Below are 23,507 nucleotides of genomic sequence, written 5' to 3' on the forward strand. Positions count from 1 at the left end.
GGTTTGGCATGACTGATAATAGCCGTACATGCATATAACTAGCAAGGCGAAATTTGCGATACACCGGCCGTCGCGGCGACAAAACTTGTCATGCGCCGCGAGCTATCGCCTAGACTGATTTGATCAAATGGAGAACTGCCATGACGCCAGATGATGTGATCACAATCTTCGAGAGGCTAAACGTCGAGGGGAGAGCGGATATTCCGCTTGATAAGGCGTGCGCGGGCTTCGCGGGGTGGCTTGCCGAGGCGCGGCCGCGTCTGACCGACGATGATTTCGCGCTTCTTACGTCAGTGGGAGCGACGATTTGGCGCGAAGGCTTCACTAGGCGTTATTCGGGGTAGATCAGTGCGTCGTGCAGGGAAATCGAATTAGTGAAACTGGGGCGCTATCCGTGAGACCGGATTTACCGAACTAGTGAGACTGCCCGGATGGGTGGTTGCGTCTTGCGGTATCCGCCCGTCCAGCTTTGCCTAAAGTAGGGAAGCCGAAAATGTGAGTGGGGCGGGGTCACTTTCGTGTGACTGGAGAACCGGGGAGTATGAAAGCGTCTGGACGCTGCGGAGCCTTGGAGTTTGGTCGGCGAGACCAGCCGGAGCGCGCAGATCTTACTGAAGTATGAGATCAGCCGAGAAGTGCAGCAGGCGACCCGAAGCGGACATTGCAATAGCTCCAGAGCGGACATTTTCCGCAAAGATCGAGGCGACCAACGTCCACATAATTGACCGTCGATTGCCTCTGTGTAGCTTTCACAGATTGCATCGGAATGCGCGCGTGCCTATGCCTTGGACCAGTGAATTTCGAACCGAATAGCCGACCCTAGCGAGCAATATCCGATACCTCCGTCCCATTAAAAGATTGCCGCGGCCTATCAGTCGGACTGCATGCGTCGTCTCCCTCTAGATAGTAGGGAGCGCGTCGATTTGCTTTTGGAGTTCCTGTCTTTCGGCCTTGAGATCTGCAATTGTTTTGGCCGCGTTGCGCATGATTTGGAGCGCCAGCTCTTTTTGATCGATTGGGGCGTACTGTAGGCCGGCCGCTCCACGTCGATACTCATCTTCCTGAACGGCGATATTCTGGTCGATGCTTTGGAGTCGACTCTCAAGGCCGTCCCGCTTGCGCTGTACGACCTGGCGTTTTTCCTCAAGCTGAGCCTGGCGACTGCGCTCCTGCTCCGCGATTCTTGCATTTTCAGCCCCTTGGACCATGGCAATGGTCCCAATCACGCTAACAGTAACGAGCAGGGCGAGGAACGCGACCAGGTAGTAGCGGTGGCTGCGTGCGCGTATCCATTGCTGGGCTGAAATCCGGGCCGGCAATATCTCCCCAAGTTCAAGTTGGATAACCCTCGCGCGGTCTGCCTCTGGGATGTCAGCGAGGCGCTGCAACAAGAGTTTCATACGTTTTGCACGGAAGACCGCGAGGACCCAGGCAGCCAGAGTGAGCGCAAAACCGATCAGCGCCAGAGGGCTGGTGGAAATGGCCGGAATGGCTTTCAGCGCACTCGTCAGGAACTCCATGGCTTCCCCCCGGGGTAGTGACGGCCAAAGCGTTGAGAAATGCTTGCGAGGGCCGGTCTATCCGACAAGCCTAGTTCGTGGGAGCGCACTTCGCAATACTGGGCTAAGGGGCGCCTTGCGCGGCTTGATTGAAACGCAGCAGGCTGTCCAGCATAGGCCTGACAAACCAAACGTGGTCCCTTTTCATGTTTGTGTAATCAACGGTCGGCGGGGTCTCACTGCCAGTAGAGTTCCGTTGCGCTAGTGGGAGTCAAAAAAAGTAACCCAGGCGTCCGGAAACGAAGGGTATGAAAGCCACAATTATGTGGAATTGGACGTTTTTTTCGTTGGGAACCAAGACTTGCGAGCTTCGGGCCTGCCCTGCGAAGATACGTTTGGAACTCCTGAAATCGCCCAGTCGATAGGCAAATTTCGACCCGAAGCGGTCCGCTGTCTGGCGAGACAGCGGACATTCACATGTCCATCGTCAGCTTCGTGGTGCATATTTACTTCTGCCAGTCTGTTCGATAGGTCACCAATCTCACAACGTTAAGCTAGGTGAAGACCTGAGTAGTAGATTGCATCTCGTCTCCTATCATCTAACGACCCCTCGACAAATAGTTTTCATCCTCCTTTCTCTGCTCCGATCCAAGACTAACTTCGTCGACGCTAGGAGCCCGGCCCCTTCGACAATTAGGCTGACGGATGTCCACCAAGAGGACATGGCCGTTAGTTTTTCGTGCAGTCCAGCAATGTCCAGTACGGTAGGAGTGCGAAATGAGACTGGCGGTTTTATTGCGAGTGTCGTGTGTGGGATTTCTGACTTGCTTTGGGACTAGGGCCAGCGCGTTGGAGTGTCCGGGCGACGAATGGGCCGGAACTTTCAACTCGTCTACGGGCCCTGCGTGCCGTTTCGCCGTCAGTGTGTATCCCATATATGCCGCCAAGAGGGGTAAACATCTGCTTGACCTGCCTACGCAGGCCGTCGTTGAGACCTGGAAGCTGGTGCCCGGCATAGGGTATGTGGTGGACAAAGCGTACAAGCAAGAAGGCAAGCTTACGTTCGCCGTCGATTTGGCGCCGCCACCAGAACACAAGGACTATCTTTTGTGCAATACCTCGATAAAGGTGGACACCGCGAATCCCCCTTCAGGCAAAAGAACTCCCCACTACGGTTTTACGGAACTGAACGATAGAAGCGGGCGGTTCATGTGGCGACTTTACCGAGACCCCAGAGCATTCGGCGCGGGGACGTCCTTCAAAGCGACGGTTAAGTTCATAACCGTCCACCCCGAGTTTCTGCAAGCGGCTCGTGAAAGCCATAAGTGCGCAGTTGCTCCCGGTCGGCTGCCGATGCCATTTTAAAAATGACGGCGCCAGCTATGGCAATGGCTCACCAAGAAAGCAGGTCGGAGTACAAGTTGTCGTGAACTCCACTTCCCACTGCTGCTTGCAATTCAGGGCAATGGCACCGACACCTCTTTGCCTCAGATGTCTAAGCACATAACGTTCTGTCACCGTCGGGTCTGCAACACCATGCTTTAAGCGTCACATGTGCGATCTATGCCGTTCAAACGCGACGTTGCAGCAGTCAGTCTTCGATTTGGGTCCTCAATGAGGAGTGGACAATGAAAACTGTCGTCGGTGTTTACCTGATTGCAGGTGCGTTGCTTCTCGTCAGTCCGGCATTCGCCTGCTCTGACGGGGAGATTAGCGTCGGGTTTGGGTGCCTGCCAGATCCAACGCGTATCCCAGATCAATCGCGTTTCCCAATTCCTCCAGTGCCCCCTGGCACCCCGCCGATATTGAACCCGCACGAGCAACTGGTACAGCAGGCAGGCGCTGCCCTCCAGGAATGGATCCAAGATTCACGCAATTCGTCCATCGGTACGTCGCAGCCGATCCCGCCGAACATCCGGCAACAGCTGACCGGATACATTCCCGATGCCGTCCTCAACGTCGCGCGGTACAAGATCGGCGATACAGGCTTCGTGAGTTTGCCGGGCATCAGCACCCGCTACGGCGACGCCCGTGCCCTGACGGCCATCGATGTAATCGTGTTTGACAACGCGCAAGACGTGGAGGATGTGGCTTTATGGGCTCACGAGTTGACACACGTCAAGCAATACATGGAATGGGGCGTCCACAGCTTCGCCATTCAATACGCGCGGAATTACAACGACGTCGAGAACCCTGCCTACGCAGCGCAGAACGCTTTCAAGACTTGGCAGGCAGCGCACAACACGCCAGTTCCTGCCCCGGCGCGTTTTCCGCCGCCTCCGCCCCCAGCCACGGGTAATTTCTGCTCGACTCCATTGGGGCGCTATGGGCCCGGACCATTCAACCCAATCGGAAGCGCGTGCTACCACGACGGACCGCAAGGGCGATCATTTGGTCAGGTTTCAAATTGACGCCAGGATTTGCATAAGGTCGAGCGAATGGAAAGCCTTTCGGAAAGCCGTAAGGCCTTCAGTGCGTTTCTCCAAGGGCTGTTGGAGATCGAAAGTTTATATCGTCTCGCGTAGAAACTAGTCTGTGGTGCAAAGCTAGGGCCGGGCCCTGGAGGGAAAATCGAAGTTCCAGCGCGCGCTGTAATCGCGCCATTGAGGCTCGAAGGTAAGTAGGATTCCCATACCGGACTAATCTTGCTGAGCTGTCCAAGCACCTTTGACCTTAGCCGAAAGAATGGCCAAACATCGCAGTTGTCGACGATCTAGACAACGACTGCGAATGTCTCAAAGTGGCCGCACGCAGCGACACGCCACCGGAGCAACGCGGGCCGATTGCACCGTCCGGCCAGTCCAATTATTTCGCGCCACAATTCCGGCGTGTCTCACGAATTCGGTAACCTCGCAGTCGAGCGCGTTACGCCAAGACGAGAGCACCCAAGCACCCAAGCACCCGAGTGCCAGCGCCATGAGAATGCCGGCGAAGATGAAGGCGTAACCATATTTCATGCGGTCCTCAATTTTCGTGCGCGAAGCATACGTCGATGAAATACCGCGTGATGTTAAGGATTGTCAGGCGTCCGGCGTAAAAAAAGCCCGCGCGAAGCGGGCTGTGAAACGCTCGATTCAGCCGAGCGTCACTGCGGAGAAGTCTCCTGTGCGGAGCCGGTGTCGCCGATCGTGATCCGGTCCAGAGCGATGTGTGACGCATGGCTCTGGAACCTCTCGTCTTGGCAGTGCTGCCACGATCGGCGAGCCGGTATCTTCACATGGTCTTGCATGGTTGCCGTTCCTTGGTGAGCCTTTACGGGACGCGTGATACGACGCTTTGCAAGAGCCGTTGCGCGCCTGGGCATGGAACGACGCGATATTATGTCCTTCGAAAGCCGGATCATTTGGAACTCCAGTTGAGGTTTACGTGAGGGTTAAACTTCGACTTCAGGCGCGGGAATGCGCGTGCAAGGGTACTTCTCGGGAAAAGCTTTAATGTGCGCCGCGAAGTGCTTTCCGATCGATCCCGCCGTCTTCAGCGCTTCGAACATCGCCGCATCGACGTTGGCATAGTGGTAAACCGGCGCGTCCTTCTTGGCCTTGAACTGCATCGCGAGCGTGTTCGTCATCGGATCGTGCCCGATGCCTTCAATTTGCGACGACTCGACGCTGTCCAGCGTGATGTGATTCGTTTCCACAGCAGCTCCGGTTGGTTGAATTCGGCCGGCCTTCCACCGGTATGGCTTTTCGCTCGCAGAGGTCGGTTGTTCGCAGCGATACACCGCGAGTCCAACTTGCATCAGGGACTTTTCACCCCTCTGTCCGGTACAACAAAAACGGCTTCCGGATCACGCCCGCCGTAGGGCATTACAACGACTGGCTTTCCGCTTACGGCTGAGGGGCGCCAACTTGCCCAGCTTTCGCTACTCGGCGCTGTCGCACGGGCTTTGATTCCCCCTCGGTCAGCGCATCGGGCCCGGAAGTCTGTTCAACAACCCAGTCGCATATCTGCGACACCAGGTCCAATCAAATTCAAAGCGTAGGCGCGGAGCATCGGCTCAACCGGCCAGCCACGTGATAGGAGATACATCAACTCCAAAAGATCTTTCGCTATGGCTGACATGGCTCGCTCCAGTGTCGCACTGCGTCTACGGGAGTAAGAATAGCCATGTATGCATATATTTGCAAGAGCAGAATGTAAAAAGTTGTTTGGCCGGAATCAGAGTGGAGCGCAATGGTGCGAGCGGGGCCGCAACGTGGTCACGAAGAGCAGCCAAATTCACCTAGGGCATTTTGAATCGGTCATTTACTTTTTGGCTATGGCCGGATAGCATGGCCGTTTTGGGTATACCCAACTTGACCAATGCCGGAATCTCGAAAATCATCAGGTATGGAAAAATTCGCCCCGACGATCTGGGAAGACGACAAATATGTGTACGTCCCCGAAGAACTTTTCGAACTCTTGCCGGAGGAATTTCGCGCAGCCGCGCAAGCGCGCAAGGAAGAGGGGTCCAACCTGCTACGGATAGTCGATGACGACCTGCAACGCTTCGTCAGGTTGGGCGGCACTTTTCAGGCGCTCACCAGCCTTCAATATAACCATCGACGCCTTAGAGCTTTGAAGTTCGAGGCGACGACAGAAACGTTCTTTGAACACGAACTGCTGACAACAGCGTTTGTCGTGACCTACTCACGAGTGGTTTCCGGCAGAAGTGGTGTTTCGAGGACACATCTACCCGCGCATCTGCGCGAAGTTCACGACGACTTGATCGAAATCCGTAACAAGCGTTACGCCCACGATGACGACCACAAGTCAATCCGCACTGGCATGCACATCGACTTCGATGAAACAGAATGCCGGATCGCATTGGAGATAAACCTAGGGTTTCATTGGGGTGGCAGGAACGAGTGGGAGGAACTCGTCACGTTCCTTGATGGATATATGTATAAACGCCTGCAAAAGACACTTGGTCGACTGAAAGACAAGACTGGGCGTGAATGGAAATTCCCCATTGGTCCCGGCCCCGTTTGGTCCGGGACGCAGGGCTAGTTGGACAAGCTATGACACAGACCATCCGTGTCGCGCGCGTGTACTTGCGCGTGAGTACCGAAGAACAGGACATCGCACGTCAGGAAGCAATCGTGGAAAGCGCGAAGGCTGCGGGCTACTACGTGGCCGGCACCTATCGCGAGAAGGCATCCGGCGCACGCCCTGACCGTCCCGAATTGGTGCGCATGATCGGGGACCTGCAGCCGGGCGAGGTTGTCGTTGCGGAAAAGATCGACCGCATCAGTCGCTTACCTCTCGCCGAAGCCGAACGGCTGGTTGCATCGATTCGTGAGAAGGGCGCGCGCCTGGCAGTGCCGGGTATCGTGGATCTGTCCGAACTCGCTGTCGACGCGAAGGGCGTCTCAAAAGTCGTGCTGGAGTCGGTGCAGGAGATGCTACTGAAGGTCGCCCTGCAGGTAGCGCGCGATGACTACGAGGACCGGCGCGAGCGTCAGCGTCAAGGCATTTATCTGGCGCGCGCGGCCGGCAAGTACGCTGGCCGCAAGGCCGACGTCGCTACGCATGAGCGCATTATTGCGCTTAGGCAGAGCGGCAGGAGCATCGCGGAGACAGCGCGGCTCGCTCGATGCAGCGAAAGCCAGGTGAAGCGCATTTGGGCGCTGGCGCATGAGCAGCCGGCTCAAACTTGAAGTTACGGATAGGGGCTGATCGGAGAAGCCCGGACACGACGCCGGGTCTTCTGCGACCACCGCCCTAGTTGACAGTTGTAACGCCGTTGTCAGGACGCATAACCGGACTATTTGCGTGCGCAACGCACTTGAACGTAATCGACGCGCCTCCAAGCCGTACGCCAGGAATATTCTGAGTGGTCTGTTGCGTGACCAGTTCAAATTCCTTGCCCATCGACTCGCAGAACTGATTCCCGTCACCCATCAGACGCCCCGCGACGGCAGAAACGTCACCGAAGATGCCAGCTGTATTTGTCTGTGACGCCCCGGCTCGCCTGATTGGTTTTTCGTCTAGCTTGCACGATCAGTAGTCGTGCCCGTACTTCGCCCGGTAGTCGCCGCGTAGCTTTTCGCATGCGGCCGCGATAAACCTGATTTCGCTGGGGGACAGCGATTTCCTTTCGGTCTGCTTGTCGCAATAGTCAATTGCGGCCCCGGCCCGCTGACGCTCCTGCTCCTCTGGACTTAGGTTCGAGCCAATAAAGGCTAGGAAACCGAGAAACGCTACTGGTACTCCGACGACCCATAACGCGATTTTCACGCCACGACTCATACCTTGTTGAGGGTCATCTTCAGTTTGCACCCTGTTCGGCGCGCCGCAGCCCGGACAGGATTGCGCTTCGGTGCTGATCAGTTTTTCACACTCTCCGCATTTCGCTAGCATTTTTCCCCCGTACGACTAGTTCTTGTGTAGGCGGATTATAAGGAAAACGCGGACGCATGGCGCATGTGTGGGTTTTTGAGTACGCCCGTTGGCCCTCGGAGGCTGTGGGGGACTAGAAGAGCTTGCCCTGTTCAGGCAGAGGTGCGGGCGACCGCAATACACCTCGTTCGCGCATCAGACGACGCTCTGCAAGTGCGCGCACGGTGCGGCGCAGACGCTCGGCTTCGTCGTCAGTGATTGTGCCGCCACTGCGGCTATCGTCCTGCCCGCAATGTTCCGGGCAGTAGTCACGCGAATCAAAGCCGCCAACACCGGGTGGGCCCTTAATGTGTATCCAACCGCGGTACTCGGCATGATCGCGGCACGTCGGCATGTCACACGTGTGCAGCCGGTCGCCGCACTCGGTCCAGCCGAAGACATAGTCGCACAGCAGCGTCGACGGATTGGAGCAGTAGAAGCACTTCGGCGGCTTGGGTCGCATTAGCCTCGCTCCCACGCGGCAGGCCGCAATGGATGCTCGCCCATACGCGCTCGCTTGAGACGGATATCATCAGGCGCTTCCTGTGCGAGGACGTCGAGCAGTTCGCGCCAGCGGCCCACGATTTCCAGAGTGTTCTGGTGGCAGTGCTGAGCATGCTTAAGCGCAGCCTGCAGGCCGGCCTTGTCGTGCACAACTACGGCGAATGCTTCCAGATGGCCCTCGATCATTGCCGCGGCTTCTGTAAGCATTTCGGCGTGTGGTTCACTGCCGGTATCGGCGTGTTTTCGCAGCGAACGAGAAACGACCTTCGCACGTTCGCGAGCCTCTTGCTCTTGTGACATTAGAAAAGCGCTCCCTGCTCGATGGCGGGCAGCGGCTCGGCCAGCCGGTTGTCTTCTGGGCTCATTAACGTCCCTTACAGGCTAATGCGTATGCTTATAATAGCCACATACGCATACAGCGGCAAGCGGCCCATGATGAATTGCGATCGCTGGCGGGGGCAAAGGTTAATGCGAACATCATCGAACGTCAGGTGCGTTTGTAAAGTTTGGCGTTTGAGAAGGGGTTATTTGGCGGTCGAAAACAATGCACGGTATCTATTCTTAACAGATGCACGACATGATGCCGATGACAGGCAGGAGGGCAATTCATGGGGCGATTGAGCAGCATTCGAACTAGAACAACTTACCCTGCTCTGGAGAGCGCCATGATTTCCCGAGTATGTGCATTTATTCTGCTTCTAGTCGCGCTGAACGCAAGGGCGGCGACCGTCGAACTACTTTCAGGGCAGCTTCCCGGATATGAAGGCGTCACGGTTAAGGTGAGCACTGATTGCCAGTTGGTATTCCAGGCCGATATCGAAATTCCGCCAAACATTCAGGCGTCGCCGGACCGGCCGCAGGTTGTCGAACAGGCGACGGCATGGGCGCTCGACAACGCCAGGCCGAAGTGCCCGCTTGTACGTGGGATTTGGGTCTACGCGACCACCGGCAGCAGGACCGTATTCAAGGGGAGCGCATTCTCTAATCAGAACTGGAAACTGCATGGCACCTTCTTTGCGGTGTACCAGAATATCGTGCCGTCGGTGATACCCATTGATCCCCGTGCCGTCGCCGCCGGCGTCCCGCCATCGTATCAACTCCCATTCTCCCTGGCCTTCGCGGGTCTACCATTCGAGGCGACCCGTAACAATGCGTCTTTTATATCCGGCGTGGCCGCCGTAATCCAAAAAGAGTGCGCGGCGCAACTGCCAGTGTTACCGGTGGTATCGGAATATGTGGTCGCGGGGCACACAATATCGGCAATGGGCGATTATGCGACCAATGCCGTTGATTCGGTCAAACGGCAAACGCAGGAGACTACCGTTTACCTCACGGGTGCTAGTGTCGGTAAGAACATGGCGTGTTCGCGCGACGCAGTGAACTTTCTACTTGGGCTCAATAAGTCTGTGTCGGCGAATATGCATGACGCGCAGGGTGGGCCGTCCAAGTTCATGCGCACTTGTACGATGGCCAAAGTTCTCACCGAAGAACAATGTTTTTGCTTTGCAAAGGTTGCCCGAGGGTATGAGCCAAACATCTTTCAGATGGCCGCTACCCCCGCAGTCATGGACGAAGTAGTCAACAATTCCAACTTGCTCGCCAAGGGCAGTATCATCGGAATCTGCCATATCAACCGCTATCGATAGCTTGGCATGTCTGCTCGACCTGCGGGCGCCTGTCCACCGCAGTTGGCGCGGATACGTACGGATCCTTCCGGTTACGCGTCGGCGAATTCGTCATCAGCCGCCGCGCGCGCCGTCTTGACGCGGTCATCGGACGAGTACTGACCAGACGACTCGTCGGTGATGTAGTGTGCATCCTCTAGGAACGCCATACAGATCGTGTCCCACAAGTCAGGGGAGGGAATGCCTTCCTTCTGCTTCATGTCCACCTTGCTCATGATCTGCCAGCGGCCTTTCTCGTCGAAAAAGAACGGGATGCGCGAGCCCTGATCCAGCAACTCTTTCTTGTACTTGTCGGTGAAAGTGATGCGGCCGTCTTTTACGGCGTCTGCCGCGGCGACCGAGCATTGCGCGCGCTGGTTGACGAAGCGCTTTTTCAGGCGGTCGAGGAAGTTCGTATTGCCCCAGTTCACCTTGATGACGTTCGGGGTATCCAGTTTTTCGAGCATTTTGGCAAACTGCACGCCTTGGCCGCCAACGTCGACGAGAACGGTGCAATTCGATAGCCCTGCAGCGATATCGTGGGCCCGGCCGGCGACCTCCTGCCAGTCGAGCGAACTGGTGAAGATCGGGACATCAATTACGTCTGCGCGCCGCGGGTTCGGGTCGAGCCTGTCGCCGTAGCCCGTGACGCGCATGTGCGTGCCAACGGTCTTGTCGCGGAACACGCCGGCCGCCACGTCGATAATGAGGAAGTTGCCGTAAGGCTCGTCTTCCGCGATCGCGCGCACCTTCGGCATGACGAGCCGCTCGATCATCTTCCGGCTGAGCAGGTACTTGTCGCTGAATTCCGGGAACTTGCCTTGAACCTTGATCTGATACTCGGGCGAGTTCTCGCCACCGTATTCAAGGAGCTTATCCAGAATGAACTGGTCGGAGACGAGCGGCGAATCCTCGCTGTTGAACGTGAGGGCGACCCACGGCCCTCCGTTCTCGCGCGACATGGAATGATGCGTTTCGCGGAAGAAACCCGCCGTACGCGTCGGTTGCGACGCCAGCACCATCCGGTTGTTCTCGTCCGTCAGCGAACCACCGATGACCCCGAAGTTCTCGTCAGGAATGCCACTCGCCTCGTCGCAGAGCCAAAGTAGCCACTTGTTGTGCGCGCCGGCGATGTTTTCTGGCCGGCCGACCGGCGCCGTCTTCGCTGTGATCCACCAATCGAGCTTCGAGCCCTCGATGTAGACTTTCTCGTGCTCGACCTTGATGTAGTCGCCGATCCACTTGTGCGGGCCTGCCTTGATCGCCGCGTGGTGCCCTGCAAACTCTTTCCAGACGCCATCGTGCACGGTGGCGAGCCGCGGCGCCGTGATGATGCAGTTCGACTTTGCATAGACGCACAGATGCCACAACCCAATGAGGCCGAACATGTTCGTCTTGCCGGTATTGCTCAGAACTGTGCCGTCGGCACCGAGGAACATCCCGTCGCCATCGAGCGTGAAACCGAAGTAGTCGCCTTCACCAAGGGGCTCAACAGTACTGATCGAGACGAGCCGGTACCGCGCTGCTTGCCCGTCAACGGCTGGCGACTTTAGCCGATATACCTGATATCCCTTGCGCTGGGATTCGCTCCATTTCAGCCAGCGCCCGACACTGACTTTATCCAACCGACCATTGCGGCCGACCACGCAGAGAATGTGCGAGCGGTTGAACGTGTGGCTGGTGCCATCGCCGTAGGTGAAGCGATACATCTCTTCGCGGCCGCGTGCGAGCGACACCACCGAGCGCGCACTGGTGCCGTCCAACCCCATGAGTGCGTCGCCGGCCTTAACGTCCTCGACAGGCACGGCGGAGCCGTCAGCACGTTGGACTAGCGTCCCAGCGGCAAAGCAGCCGTGCCCCGACGAAACGGAAACGCGCGCGCCCGGAATGGCGACTTCCTCAAGCAGCTCTACCTGCTGCCAGGTTGGCGTGATGCCCACGACCTCGATGCAGAATCGCACCGGGTCGAAGCAATACCGCTCGACGAATGCCTTATAGCGCGGGTCTTCCGTGAGGCTGATCTTGCTGGCCACTGCGCGCCTTTACTTGCTGTCGTTTGCGATGAGACGTAGCCGCTCGCCGCGCCCCACGACCTGCTCCCGCTTGGCCTTCATCTCCGCGAGCTTTTGCTCGTACACCGTGTTCAGTTCGCCAAGGTTGGCTACCGTCACGTCAATCTCGACGCGTTCCTTGAACATGCCAATGAACTTCGCGATGTTGTCCATCGCCGCCTTTTGGTCGTGCAACAACGCCTGGATGCCTTCCTTGCCCTCTTTCATCCCGGCGTAGAGGCGCCGCGCGGCAGGGGACAGCCGGCGTGTATCGTTGATGTGGGTGTATCCATGGCCGTCGCCGTGGCATTTCGGGCAAGCCTGATTCGGCTCGCGACTCTTGATGAAGCCGAAGCCGCCGGCGCCATCGGGCGGCTCGCGGTCGAATCTCTCCCCCTGCGCACGTGCCTTCTCTTCAGCGCGCGTGTGACGCAGCACCGCAGCCATGTATTCCTCGCTATCAACCCATTGATAGGCGTGCGCCTCTCCCCAGCAGTGCCGGCAGTTGTCGCGCCGGTATTGGACGATCTCATTGGGGTCACAGGTGGCGATGTCCCACCAGTATTTGAGGACCATGTCCTGAGTGATGTGCAGGCGCTCCATCATGGCTTTCTCGGACAGCTGGATTGCCTTGCGCACGTCCGGCCGGCTCAGGAGCTTGTGCGCTTCCTTCGCCGCGGTGGTATCGCTGTAACCGGCGCGTCGAGCGGAGCCGGTCGCGTTCCGGTCGATGACGTATTCCTCGACGAACCTCGCCTCGAGCGGACTGAGACTGTCGACCTCCCACGCGGGCTCGATCTTGGGGAGTCGTCGGTCGCTTTGGTCGCGAGGTGCGATTGGCTTGGCCTGAACCGGCGCATACCCACGCTGCCAATTGTTACGTTTTGCGTACGTGGCGACGGCGCCTTTGGAGGGAAGCTTGGCCTTTGTCGTGGCCGCAACCATGTCCAAAGCTTTCTGATAGGAGATACCCCCGGCGGATGCCCAGGCAAGCTTGATCAGCTCCCATATCTCGTCCGGATATCGAGCGCCTTTTCCTTCCGTGGATTCGCTGCCTGCTGGAGTGTCCATGACGGACATGTTCTCTGCATCTGAACATGTTCAAGCGCTGTTTTTTCCGTCTCGGACATGTACGCGCTATGATGCATGCCTTACCTGGCTTGGGTTCCGGGCAATTTCCTGACTTGGACGCGAACATGTTCTATCCGGAAGAGTCGCGCGGCACTTAGTGCGGCCGAGTCACAGGCGACGGACGAATTGACTTCTACTAGCCATTCCTGCATAGACGCGTTTGCGTTTAAACTGCCATTTCCAAATTAAACATGCACGGCGATAGGCACACAAAGGGCTTCGACGCGCTTCAACAGAACGGGGAATAGTCGATGTCTGCTATCGATCTATGCGGAGTGCTTGGCTTGCTGCTAGCTATCGCGGCTGCGCTCGATTTTTCGGTAAAGGAGCAAGTCAAAAACGCTATTTCGGCGTGGGTCGTTCGTGCTGCCGCGAGAAATTCAGGTTTCGGTTACGCGGGCACCAGTTTTTTGGACAGGATCTTCGGTAAGAAGCTGTTCTCTGTTCGCGCCATGTCAATTTACGTGGTCTTGTCGCTGGTCTCGATTGCTCTCTCGTATCTGTTTGCCGTTATGTCCACAGCGGACGAGGGGCAGTCGATGATTGCAGTGTTTCCACGTGGTTTTACGTGGTTCGACGGGGGCATCTTCTTACTGTTTATATGTTTCGCTGCATTAGGCGACATTGCATCGTATGCCCAAACGCGCTTATTCGTCCGTGCAGTTGACCAGCATAAACACGTGGTTGTTTCGGCAGGGCTGATTGTCGCAGACATCGTTACGAGCCTTAGCCTCTTCTTTTTCTCGTTTTCGATTGCCAAGACAATTGCGTACATGCTGGTTATCCAGCTTACGCCGACAGGGGATCTCACAACCCGTACGACATACGCTGCGCCGGCTCTCGGTGCAGCGTTGCCTCCGCCGCCTGCGAAATGGGACACATCGACTCCAAACTTTCAATATGCATTCAGCATCGCCCAGGCAAAATCGCAGAAGGATTTGTCCGATTTGGCCAATGTCACCAAAACAAATGAGTTGAGCACGCTGAAAAACAAGAAGCTAGCGAAGTTCGTGAGCTACAACGCGAAATTGGGGCATCTTGATTACTCGATCGCCCCTCTCGACTACTACTCTGCTTGGAACAGTACGAACCAACTACTGGACGCGATAGCAAAAGAGGTCGCTAACAACGATCAAGAGAAACATGCCGCTCTGGAGAAACAGAAACATTTCATGCTTGACATGGCCGCTGGAACCGTGGCTGGTCCGGAGGGCGAGAAGAAGCAATTAAGCACGCTGACAGTTGAGCGACGAATGTCTCCGTCGGACGTGGTCGCGTTAGCCGGTCCAACTAACTCGTTTGTCGCAGCCATGGAGCGAACGATGTTCGATTTTTATGTGGTCATTGGCTTCAAGTTGTCACCGTATATCAGCTTCGATCCGTACGATAGCCTCTGGATGTATGTGAACACGCTTCGGGCCGAGAGTGGGGTCACACTGTTCGGAGCAGGGACGCCGGATCCTGATAGAGCTAAACTCTTCGCAATTTTCCCCAATCAGCAATATGAGGAGAAGCGGGCGCTCCACGTGCCGTTTTCACCAATGGTCGCGTCATCCTTGGCTAGTTCGATTTTTTTCTTTGTCTACCTGCTTGCGGTTGGCCTCGCTTCTGTCCGTAAGGTTGTGGTGGGTATGGCTGGAAGGATGGCACCGTCGTTCGATTGGGACCGCGCTATCTTTACAACCATGGCGTTGGCCATTTCAATTGTTACTGGAGGGACTTTCCTTCTCGATTACATAGCGACAGGACTGTGGCGTCTGCTGTTTAGCTGATAGTTCTCGTTCAGACATGGAGCGTGCTTGACGCCTTCGGCAAGGTTCAAGAGGTGGCGCTCTATCCCAACCTAGCGGGAAGTTGTGGAAGCGGAACGATGTATTTGCGCGCGGTGCGAGCGAGCTTCCGCACGTTCCGCATGTGCTCCGGCTCGTAGACGTCGTACCGTTCGCCGTCTATCAGCACGCTGAAATTACACACGAGCCAGCGCAGATCATTCTCTACCGCACCCTGCCAGCGCGAGGACCACCATGGGCGCCTGCGCGCGACGCGTATCAGGTGGCGGTGCATCCATGCGTACCATCGCACGGGGTCTGTCTCGGTGATCCTCAGGCGGCGAACGTAGCGTTCGAGGACTGCCGTGGCGTAGCGGCGTGCCGTGCTCCGGCCGCCGCAGCGACTCTCTATCCGGCAGTGAAGTGCGCCGCGCATGACCACTGGCCGATTGCTCGCGGGGCCCTCCCATTCAACCCCGCGCACAATCTGGTAATTCTCCACGACGCGGTATGTGCTGACGGGCATCAGCGGAGGGCCATCCCATTCGTTACTCGACACGGTCTTGTGGGCTCACCAGTTCGAGGGCGCGAATCGACTTGTCTGTGTTCTTCAGAATCGCAGCGGCCTTCAGTTCAAGGCTGGTTGCGTTGTAGACCTGTTGCGACAGCGTGACGATGTTCTTCACGGTCTCAGTCGAGATCGCGCCATTCGCCGCGCGCACCATCTGCTTGAGCAGAAACTTGCGCATATCTGACGTGTCTTCGATCTGTTCGTCGTCCACTGGCGGCTTAGCAGCCGGTGGCGGGGCAGGGTGCGTCGGTTCCTTGGGCGCTACCGGGAGTGCAGCGACCGGCGCGTGCTCGGCCACAACGACAGGCGGCGGGCGACGCACGACCTTCGCCGGCGCCAGACGCGCGCTGGGCTCCTCAGAAGCCTCGGCTCCGGCGGCGTCAGCTTGCGGCACAGGCATCGCAGCAAGCGACTCATCATCCTTCTTGCCCCACCCAAGCGTCGGGGTCACCACGCGCTTCTCGTCGACCAGGCGGCCGCCCTCATATCGTCTTGCAGTCATATCGCACTCGCTTGTTCTGGCTGGGTTTCCGGAGAGACGGGCACGGCGGTCATCGACGGGACAGGCACAGCGACAGTTCGCATATGCTGGATCGCCGCCTTGCTCACGAGAGAGCCGTCGGCAGGCAGCTCGCATAGGTAATCGGCGGGATCGCTCGACGCCTCCTTGTTGCGAATGCAGCGCGCCAGATCCGATGCAGTGGCGTCGCGCATGGTCAGCGTTTGCCCGGGACATACGTCATGCCACCAGCCCAACAGATGACGTGGGATGTCCTTCTCCATCTGCCTGCGGGTCTTAAGCTTCGCCGTGTGGATGTTGATGGTTCTAGTCATGACCGGCCAATGTCCCGTTCTATTGCGGACTTCACTTCGGCAGCGGTTTCCAATACCGCGACGCCATGGCCAGCGATACTCAGAATGCGCCCCATCTCGCGGAACGCAGCGAGCATGTCAGCGTGGCCGTCGCCGGCAAATGTTTGCTGGGAGGTGTAGCCACTCCCGGCTTCGTACGTGACCACGATTCGGCAATTCTTTATGGTGGGTATCGTCATGATTTCGCTATCTCAAAGGGCGCAGCCTTAGGCGAGCGCTTGTTAGCGCGCTCCGCACAAACGGAGCGCCACTTTTCCATCCACTCTGGATCTGCCTTACCGACGATCGATACGACCTCGACCATCGCAGCGCTGTGGGACATCGCTTGCACGTCCTGATAGGGCCGATCGGTCAAGATGGCCAGAAGCTCGAGCCAACTACAGCCATGGCGCTCCTTGAGGCGCTGCACCGTCTGGTAGTGATTGCGCTTTGCCTGCGCTTCGTGCTGCTCGACGATCCAATATGGAATCGACTGCGGCGCAAGCGGGAGCTCCCTGCGATCGCTCGAATGAATAGGGAAGGTACGGTCGTCCATCAAACCTCCTGTGTAGCTGTGTCGGGCGCGCGCAGAGTGACTCGCACGCACCCGCGGCACGGCTCGTTCTGCCCATCGCGACGGCGAACGATCCCGCAACGCGTGCAGCACCACCAGTCTTCGTCAAGCCCGCGCGCTCGCGACGGCACGAACACGTGCCCGTTCTCGAAGATCAGCGGGACGAATTGCATGGCGGTCATGACGCACATCCGCTCAGAGGCTTGTTCCAGCCGTTCCGGCGCTTGCGGTCGCGCGTCCGGATTTCCTCGGAGTGGCGAGCCGCGTAGCGGGCGTTGTACTCGGCGCCTGTCTTGGGAACAAAGACCGCGTCCGGCTCGTTACCGACGGCATAAATCTGACGCTCACGCCCTTGTCCGTACGTATCGTCGAATCCGCTTACGTAGACGCGCTTCGCCTCGCGGAGGTGTCGCAGTCCTTCATTTACAGCCGCTCGCTTGAGGCCGCCCTTGACGGCAAGCTGCGCGGCCGTGAGCGGGCCGTGCTCCAAAAGCACCTTCAGCACCAGCAAATCGCAGACACGCTTCGCCGGCACGGCTTCAGCCCTTGAGCTTGGTCACGAGTTCGACCAGTTGACGGCCGGTCACCTTCCTGGCGTCGCTGCCGAAGCCAAGCAAGTCGAGCGCATCATCCGGAATTTCGACATCCAATTCATCTTCGATCGACATGACGAGCTCGACCAAGTCGAGGCTGTCAGCGTCATATTCTGAAAACGGTGAATCAAGATTGACCGTCGCGTCGCCCAAGCCAAATTGCTCAGCGATCGCCTTCTGAATCTTGGTTTCGATCATGGAGAACTCCCGTCTGGTGGATTTATCAATCCTTCTGGTCATCAAAAAGCGGCATTGAGGCCGCCGGCTTACGAACTTCGTTGAGGTTGGCGCGACGGGTCAGGAACCGGTCGATATTTACCATCACTTCGAGCAGATCATCGATATCGTGCTGCAGCGTGGCGCCGCCGCGGATGTCTTCGTTGAATGTGGAGTTGAGGCGGCAAATCTTTTCGAAGGACTGTGTAGCGCGCCGTGCCGAGTCGAGGAGGGTGCGCAATTGGGCTTCGAGGGGTAGTTGGTCGCTCGCGAGACGCAACATCACTGCTGTGACGTTCTGGGTATGCTCCACGACGCCCGCATGGACTGCGCGCATCACGGCCATCTGCCCGGCAATCTGCGGATCGCGCTCTGGTTCGTTCGACAAGCCCAATAGCCAATCCGATGAAACGCCATAGGCAAGGGACGCTTTGCGCAGCAGGGACTTCGGGAGCGGCGCGTCGCCGCTTTCGACCTTGGAGAGTTGGCTCGAATTCTTATAGCCAAGCTTCGCGGCGGCTTCCTTCTGATCCAACGAATTGAGATTGCGAGCCACTATGAGGCGCTCGCGCATCAGCTTTTCGGTTTCGGCGTCATCCGCGAGGCGCCGGCGCGGCCGCGATGGCGAGCGGGAGAAGAGCGTTATCGCTTCTAGATTACTCATGACGCGTCATCCTCATCGCCACCAATCCAATCGGGTAATTCGATCTGGCCACGTTCGCTGGCGGGCAGCAAACGCGCAAATTCGCGCCGCGTGAGATTGATAAGACCAACCTCGGAGATCCCATAAAGTTCAAAGAATTGCTTTCGGCCAATGTCGTGAACGCCAAACCCACTGAACTGATGATGCTGTGGACAAAGGCCACATCCATGCGTGTGTTTTGCGCGCATCTTTCCTTGCCCCGTACGCTGGTGATGCCACAAACAATTTGTCTCACCCAGCCTCAGGAAGCGGCATAGAACGCAACCAGTGCGAACACACGCGTCTACATATCGCTGCTCTGCTGCGGTCATTGCCTTTGACATGTCGGCCTCAAAATCTTAATAGCCGTATAGTACGTTAAATATGCGTATATGGCTAAAGATTTTGATTTGAAAACGACATGACGCCGTCAATGAACGCTTGCTGGTCGACCGACCATTGAAGGTCGTCCGGCGTCGCGCCCGGGATGAACTCGCGCAGGGCGATATTGATCAGCTGGGAGTGAAGATCATCAAACTCGATTTCATCCATCTCGCTGTATGACCAACTGCGCGGGAACCGGAACACCGCACCGGTCGCATGATCGACGCCTTCCGTCACATACGTAGTTTGGAGCGTCAGATAGCAGCGAAGCGCCTCATGCGTCTCAAACCGCTCCTGGGACTCGAACAGGAACCGCAGCAGCCCAAACACGCGGCGATGGTGCGGCCCGTTGCGCGGCCGCTTGAACTCGGAGGCGACAATGTCACCGTGCTTCCAGCGGGCGCGCGAGACAGTCTGTATGTCGCTCGCAGTCGACGGCACCAGCACGGCGCCGCCTGACTGCCGATGCACCACAAATTCGATCCATGGCATCAGAAGAGTTCCGGCTGAGGAAGAAGGTTTCGAGCTGCCACTTCGGTATCGGTGATCGTGGCGGCCGGCAACTCTTTAATTGCCGGCGGTATGCTCTCAATGTCAGTCGGCCAGTCTGTCACTGGCGCGCCGGTGATGTCCTCCGAGGGCAATCCAGCTTCCGCTCCGTCTGAGGGGGCTTCTTTCGCCGCGGCCGCGATCTCGTTTTTCGTGAGGTATTGCTGCGCCAGCAACTTCAGGCGGCTGTTATCCGAGTAGGAGTTTTTGACGGCGACGCCGGGGTCGACAATGCCGGACGATTGGGAAGCCTTTAGGCCAATAATGTCCATCATCGGCGGATCGGATCCGTCATCGCTTACAAGGTAGATTGCAGTCACGGAGTCTGGCTGTCCGTCGCGGTCGAGCCGCCCGATCAACTGGTAGTGGCGCCCGCTGCTCCAGGACAATTCGCCGAATACGATCGTCGAGCAACGGTGCTGCATCCCGTCGAGACCGTCGCCGGACAGGTGCGAGATGATCATCAGATTCGACGCGCCGCTCTGGAACTTGCGCTTTGACTCAGCCTTTTGTGCCGTGCTTTCGGAGCCCGTGTACATCACCGGGTTGAACTCGGCCAATTCTTCGAGCCAGATGTCGTAGACCGCGCGGTGCCAGCCGCAGAGCAAGACCGGGATGCCGTTCTCGAGCAGGATCCGCACGTAGGCCGCGACCGGCTTTGCTTTACCGACGCCAGTCGCCTGCCGCACCATCAGGTCAAGCTCGCGGGCCGCACTGCCGCGCTCCATGAACGAGCCGGAAATGGTGCGCAGCGCTAGCTTCCGCGCGAGTTCGTAGACCTTGTCGGATTCCTTGCTGTCGGACTCGACCGTCTCGATGATCGTGTTGACAGGCGGCATCTCCATGCCGACATCCTTTTTTGTGCGTCGCAGGAAGACGTTTTGCTCGCGCAGGTAGGTGCCAAGGGCATCAGGATTCTTGACCTTGTCGCCGTCGCACCACTCGCGGTAAAACTCCTCGATGTCGCCCAGCACGGATGAATCGACTGCGCGCATGATGTTGAAGATCTCTGCGCCATATCCGTAGATCGGTGTGGCGCTGTAGCCCGCGTGGTACTCGGTGTTCTCGGTCAAAACGTAGGCGGCTTGGCCTTTTTCGCTGGCGCTGCCGGTCCGCAGCTCCTGAACTTCATCGTATCCAACGGACTTGAAGAATCCTGTGGCGAAGAAATCCACCCAGCCAGACAACTGGGTATAGCGATACAGGTAGACGTCCGCCGGCGGGAGCGAATAGGCCTTGCGCGTCTTGATCTTGTGCACGCGCAGCGATGTGAATTCGAGATATTTCTCGGCCCATTGCTGCTGGAGGTGGGTTTTGACAACCACGGCGGCCGGCAGCGTGCCGGGCTTGAGGCAGAGGGCTATGTGCTGCACTGTCTTGCCTAAGCCGACGTCATCCCCATTCAAGACGCTCTTGCGCGCGTGCGCAAGGTCCGCGTAGAGCGACTGGTAATTCCGCGCCGCTTTGCCCGGGCGCCATCCAGCGGTCATCGAGGGCTGATAGTTCGGCGCGAAGATACGACCGAGTTCCGCCTGGCATTCGTCGAATGCGCTGCGGCCAGCCGTCAGTGCTGTGCGATCGGCTTCCGTCATCACCATGCCGTATCGGCTGGTGAACCAGTCAATGTCCGCGCAGATGATCTGCGTGTTCTTCACCTGAAACAGCGTCGACTCGGTTTTGGGGATCGACGCGAAAATCTGCTTGAGCTTGATCGCGACGTGCGGCTCAAGCTTGGTGAACTGCCATTTGGTCCGGTCGGTGGTGAGCGCCAGATTGCCGTAGGTGCGTTTCACATCCACCCCCGCGAGAGGGATGCCACGAGCGTAGGCTTGCCATTAATGAGGGCAGGGAGGTGCATCGAGCGCGATGTGACGAGCAGTATCGACGTGACGCAGTCATGCTCTGCGTACCGTTCTAACTGGCGGTAGATCGCAGCCTTCGCGCCTTTGATCTTCACTTCGATAGCGATGGTGCCGGCCATGAAGTCAACGATATCGGCATCTGACAGGCGAACCTCCCGCTCGAAGGCGACGCCAGCGAGCTCAAGAGCATTCGCGATCGCGGCTTGAGTTACCTTCTCGTCGTTCAGCGGCAGCCGGTGCTGCTCTATGATGGCTTTGATGAAGTGCATCATTCGATTCCAAACATGTCGTGTTGGCGCTCGTCGATGGGCTTAGGCATAACGGCGTCGCCGCGGCCGTCCTTAGGCATGAGCGATTTTTTCAGAGCGAACGCGATGCGCACATCGGCGATGTGGACGTACTCGGGCGTCATGTCGATGCCGAAGAAATCGAAGCCCTCGAACATGCAGGCCTTCCCCGTCGAGCCCGATCCCATGAACTGATCCAGTACGGTGCCACCCGGCGGCGTGACCAAGCGCACGAGATAGCGCATCAATTCCGTGGGCTTGACCGTAGGGTGGTGGTTGCCGTTGCGCTGGGGCCAGTCGGCCATCTCGCGATCGCGCATGGTTGCTTCTGTCGCGACGGCCGGCGCATCGTTTCCACCGATGCCTTCGTTTCGGTCGGCGCGCGAGGCCTTAGCGCAGTAGAAGAAGCGAGCAGCTGATCCAGAGTCCAGACGGCGAGCACCAGGCTTCATGGCGAAGTTCGTCCCGCCAACATTCGCATATACGCGATCGGCGCTCGCTTCGTCGCTTCGACCTGCCCGCAGTGCGCCGTAGACATTCTGACCAGCGCGCGCCGCAGGAATGAGACTTGCATCGGCCATCTGGCCGGGTGCGTCCGGGAATTGCTCGAGTACTTCGGGCGAACCGTCGTGGATCACGTTCGCTGGCCAGCGGCCTACCTTCATCTCGCCGCGGAACTCGACGTCCTGTTTCCAGTTGCCATCGGCAACAACCGACGCGCCCGGCGCAAAGCGCTTCACGACGTATTCGCCGCCTTGAGCATCGTCGGCGTGCACCCGGCAGGCATCAATATTCAATGCGCCGGTACCGTGCAGTTCGACATTCGCAGCGACGGTGCCGATCAGCGGCTTGCGCGCCATACAGATGGGTTCGTGCGACGGCTTGAGCGCCGATCCCCAGCCAGCGTGCTCGCCATGCAGGTTCTTCGACTTCGGGAAGCCGCTGCCGTAGATCCACATGATTTGATCGCGCACTTCGAAACCGGCATCCTCGATCGCGCAGGTCATGCGGTGATAGGTCCGCGATCCGGCGAACGCCAGAAGGTGGCCGCCGGGCTTGAGTACTCGCAGGCATTCCGCCACATTTCGACGCGGTGCGCAATGTCGCCGCCGTCCCATGTTTTCCCCATGAAGCCCTTGTCACCAATGCGTGCGCGGGCGTGTGGCGTCTCCGGGTTCGCGTTCGCTGCGTGAGGGCCGCGTGAAACCTGCGTCAGGTGATATGGCGGGTCTGTGACTATGGAGTCGACCGAACTATCCGCCATGGTGCGCATCACTTCGATGCAGTCACCAAGGTGAAGAATGTATCGATTGCTCATGCTAGGATCGCCGTTAAACAAAGGAGACGCCATGACGCGGTGGCTTTGGGGCAGTGCGGGACTCATATTTGCGGCTGGTGTCATTGCCACGGCGCAAGATATGTGGGACCTCAGCAAGTCCGACTGGGCTGCGTGGGTTCAGGCGATTGGCTCGGTGGTTGCTATTAGCATCGCCATCTGGATACCTGCCAACGACCGTCGAATCCACAGGTTGCGCGATACCGAGGCGAAGCTTAGAGGCGATGTTCAAACGTCGGCACTTGCCTTCGAATTGGCAAAAGATGCGAGATTTGCTTTGCAGGGGGCTCAAACGTATTTTGAGAGCTACGCTAATGACCGCATATTTCGCCACACGACGGATCGACTCGAAAGCGCGAAGGAAATGTTGCAGGCTTCGATTACCCCTAATATGGATCCGTTTATTGCTGGCAGGCTGCTGCGCGTTAATCGTCAGATCACCCTCACGATCCGCGATGTGCGCGTCCGACTTGATGAAAACGGGCCAACAGTTGATGAACTGACGAACACGCTCCTGACTCAGCGCATGAGCCGGGTCGATGAGAGCATCGAGCAGATACGTAAGCACTTGGACGATGCGACTGTTAACCTGCAACGCCACATGTTCAAAATGTCTTGAGAAA

26 protein-coding genes are annotated in these 23,507 nt (G+C 57.9%); 8 read left to right on the top strand and 18 right to left on the bottom strand.

What is annotated here, in order from left to right; all coding sequences use genetic code 11:
- Positions 1-140: 140 nt before the first annotated feature.
- Complete coding sequence (locus PQR32_RS29540) at positions 141-344, top strand: hypothetical protein (RefSeq protein ID WP_408235347.1); 204 nt, start codon at positions 141-143, stop codon at positions 342-344.
- Positions 345-899: 555 nt separating this feature from the next.
- On the opposite strand, the gene PQR32_RS29545 is transcribed toward PQR32_RS29540, so the two are convergent.
- A complete protein-coding gene (locus tag PQR32_RS29545) occupies positions 900-1,520 on the bottom strand; it encodes a hypothetical protein (RefSeq protein WP_408235350.1) in 621 nt (206 codons plus the stop codon).
- 1,607 nt (positions 1,521-3,127) lie between these two features.
- Here PQR32_RS29545 and PQR32_RS29550 point away from each other — a divergent pair.
- Complete coding sequence (locus tag PQR32_RS29550; RefSeq protein ID WP_408235353.1) at positions 3,128-3,910, top strand: eCIS core domain-containing protein; 783 nt, start codon at positions 3,128-3,130, stop codon at positions 3,908-3,910.
- Positions 3,911-4,872: 962 nt separating this feature from the next.
- Here the strand turns inward: PQR32_RS29550 and PQR32_RS29555 are convergent.
- Complete coding sequence (locus tag PQR32_RS29555; protein ID WP_408235356.1) at positions 4,873-5,136, bottom strand: KTSC domain-containing protein; 264 nt, start codon at positions 5,134-5,136, stop codon at positions 4,873-4,875.
- Positions 5,137-5,828: 692 nt separating this feature from the next.
- Here PQR32_RS29555 and PQR32_RS29560 point away from each other — a divergent pair.
- Positions 5,829-6,488 (top strand): hypothetical protein, encoded by a 660-nt coding sequence (locus tag PQR32_RS29560; RefSeq protein ID WP_408235359.1) that lies wholly within the window; start codon positions 5,829-5,831, stop codon positions 6,486-6,488.
- An 11-nt stretch (positions 6,489-6,499) separates the two neighbouring features.
- Positions 6,500-7,138: a recombinase family protein gene (locus PQR32_RS29565; RefSeq protein WP_408235362.1), complete on the top strand. Its 639-nt coding sequence runs from the start codon at positions 6,500-6,502 to the stop codon at positions 7,136-7,138.
- Positions 7,139-7,481: 343 nt separating this feature from the next.
- Here PQR32_RS29565 and PQR32_RS29570 read toward each other — a convergent pair whose 3' ends face one another.
- Positions 7,482-7,841: a hypothetical protein gene (locus tag PQR32_RS29570; protein ID WP_408235365.1), complete on the bottom strand. Its 360-nt coding sequence runs from the start codon at positions 7,839-7,841 to the stop codon at positions 7,482-7,484.
- Between the two features lie 112 nt (positions 7,842-7,953).
- Entirely contained in the window at positions 7,954-8,322 is a 369-nt protein-coding gene (locus PQR32_RS29575) for a hypothetical protein (RefSeq protein ID WP_408235368.1), read from the bottom strand.
- Positions 8,323-8,354: 32 nt separating this feature from the next.
- Between PQR32_RS29575 and PQR32_RS29580 the strand changes: the two genes are divergently transcribed.
- Both PQR32_RS29580 and PQR32_RS29585 read left to right on the top strand, forming a co-directional pair.
- A complete protein-coding gene (locus tag PQR32_RS29580) occupies positions 8,355-8,660 on the top strand; it encodes a hypothetical protein (protein ID WP_408235371.1) in 306 nt (101 codons plus the stop codon).
- 368 nt (positions 8,661-9,028) lie between these two features.
- Positions 9,029-10,009: a hypothetical protein gene (locus PQR32_RS29585; RefSeq protein ID WP_408235374.1), complete on the top strand. Its 981-nt coding sequence runs from the start codon at positions 9,029-9,031 to the stop codon at positions 10,007-10,009.
- Positions 10,010-10,080: 71 nt separating this feature from the next.
- Here PQR32_RS29585 and PQR32_RS29590 read toward each other — a convergent pair whose 3' ends face one another.
- Together PQR32_RS29590 and PQR32_RS29595 are read right to left on the bottom strand one after the other, a co-directional pair.
- A complete protein-coding gene (locus PQR32_RS29590; RefSeq protein WP_408235377.1) occupies positions 10,081-12,060 on the bottom strand; it encodes a Hint domain-containing homing endonuclease in 1,980 nt (659 codons plus the stop codon).
- Positions 12,061-12,069: 9 nt separating this feature from the next.
- Positions 12,070-13,158 (bottom strand): terminase small subunit, encoded by a 1,089-nt coding sequence (locus PQR32_RS29595; RefSeq protein ID WP_408235380.1) that lies wholly within the window; start codon positions 13,156-13,158, stop codon positions 12,070-12,072.
- Positions 13,159-13,460: 302 nt separating this feature from the next.
- Here PQR32_RS29595 and PQR32_RS29600 point away from each other — a divergent pair, with 302 nt between their 5' ends.
- A complete protein-coding gene (locus PQR32_RS29600; protein ID WP_408235383.1) occupies positions 13,461-14,981 on the top strand; it encodes a hypothetical protein in 1,521 nt (506 codons plus the stop codon).
- A 545-nt stretch (positions 14,982-15,526) separates the two neighbouring features.
- Here PQR32_RS29600 and PQR32_RS29605 read toward each other — a convergent pair.
- The 12 genes from PQR32_RS29605 to PQR32_RS29660 form a co-directional block, all read right to left on the bottom strand.
- A complete protein-coding gene (locus tag PQR32_RS29605; RefSeq protein ID WP_408235386.1) occupies positions 15,527-16,051 on the bottom strand; it encodes a hypothetical protein in 525 nt (174 codons plus the stop codon).
- Positions 16,048-16,383 carry a hypothetical protein gene (locus PQR32_RS29610; RefSeq protein ID WP_408235389.1) on the bottom strand — a complete coding sequence of 112 codons (336 nt, stop codon included), beginning with the start codon at positions 16,381-16,383 and terminating at the stop codon, positions 16,048-16,050. The genes PQR32_RS29605 and PQR32_RS29610 overlap by 4 nt, the downstream gene beginning before the upstream one ends.
- Positions 16,380-16,601: a hypothetical protein gene (locus PQR32_RS29615; RefSeq protein WP_408235392.1), complete on the bottom strand. Its 222-nt coding sequence runs from the start codon at positions 16,599-16,601 to the stop codon at positions 16,380-16,382. Before PQR32_RS29615 ends, PQR32_RS29610 begins: the two co-directional genes overlap by 4 nt.
- On the bottom strand, positions 16,598-16,957 hold the full coding sequence (locus tag PQR32_RS29620; RefSeq protein ID WP_408235395.1) for a hypothetical protein: 360 nt from the start codon (positions 16,955-16,957) through the stop codon (positions 16,598-16,600). Before PQR32_RS29620 ends, PQR32_RS29615 begins: the two co-directional genes overlap by 4 nt.
- Positions 16,958-17,153: 196 nt before the next feature.
- The gene (locus PQR32_RS29625) at positions 17,154-17,510 is read right to left on the bottom strand and encodes a hypothetical protein (protein WP_408235398.1); all 357 of its coding nucleotides are present in this window, start codon (positions 17,508-17,510) and stop codon (positions 17,154-17,156) included.
- A 4-nt stretch (positions 17,511-17,514) separates the two neighbouring features.
- The gene (locus PQR32_RS29630) at positions 17,515-17,766 is read right to left on the bottom strand and encodes an acyl carrier protein (protein WP_408235401.1); all 252 of its coding nucleotides are present in this window, start codon (positions 17,764-17,766) and stop codon (positions 17,515-17,517) included.
- Positions 17,767-17,791: 25 nt separating this feature from the next.
- On the bottom strand, positions 17,792-18,448 hold the full coding sequence (locus tag PQR32_RS29635) for a helix-turn-helix domain-containing protein (protein WP_408235404.1): 657 nt from the start codon (positions 18,446-18,448) through the stop codon (positions 17,792-17,794).
- A gap of 414 nt (positions 18,449-18,862) precedes the next feature.
- On the bottom strand, positions 18,863-19,342 hold the full coding sequence (locus PQR32_RS29640; protein WP_408235407.1) for a hypothetical protein: 480 nt from the start codon (positions 19,340-19,342) through the stop codon (positions 18,863-18,865).
- Positions 19,342-21,192 carry an SNF2-related protein gene (locus PQR32_RS29645; protein WP_408235410.1) on the bottom strand — a complete coding sequence of 617 codons (1,851 nt, stop codon included), beginning with the start codon at positions 21,190-21,192 and terminating at the stop codon, positions 19,342-19,344. Before PQR32_RS29645 ends, PQR32_RS29640 begins: the two co-directional genes overlap by 1 nt.
- Positions 21,189-21,533, bottom strand: a complete 345-nt coding sequence (locus PQR32_RS29650) for a hypothetical protein (RefSeq protein ID WP_408235413.1) — start codon at positions 21,531-21,533, stop codon at positions 21,189-21,191. The genes PQR32_RS29645 and PQR32_RS29650 overlap by 4 nt, the downstream gene beginning before the upstream one ends.
- Positions 21,530-22,666 (bottom strand): DNA methyltransferase, encoded by a 1,137-nt coding sequence (locus PQR32_RS29655; RefSeq protein WP_408235416.1) that lies wholly within the window; start codon positions 22,664-22,666, stop codon positions 21,530-21,532. Before PQR32_RS29655 ends, PQR32_RS29650 begins: the two co-directional genes overlap by 4 nt.
- Positions 22,552-22,866: a hypothetical protein gene (locus PQR32_RS29660; protein ID WP_408235540.1), complete on the bottom strand. Its 315-nt coding sequence runs from the start codon at positions 22,864-22,866 to the stop codon at positions 22,552-22,554. The genes PQR32_RS29655 and PQR32_RS29660 overlap by 115 nt, the downstream gene beginning before the upstream one ends.
- A gap of 31 nt (positions 22,867-22,897) precedes the next feature.
- Here PQR32_RS29660 and PQR32_RS29665 point away from each other — a divergent pair, with 31 nt between their 5' ends.
- Positions 22,898-23,503, top strand: coding sequence for a hypothetical protein (locus PQR32_RS29665; protein ID WP_408235419.1), 606 nt, complete (start codon positions 22,898-22,900; stop codon positions 23,501-23,503).
- Positions 23,504-23,507: the final 4 nt, after the last annotated feature.

This window comes from Paraburkholderia dipogonis, from assembly GCF_046027395.1.
GTDB classification, from domain to species: Bacteria; Pseudomonadota; Gammaproteobacteria; order Burkholderiales; family Burkholderiaceae; genus Paraburkholderia; species Paraburkholderia dipogonis_A.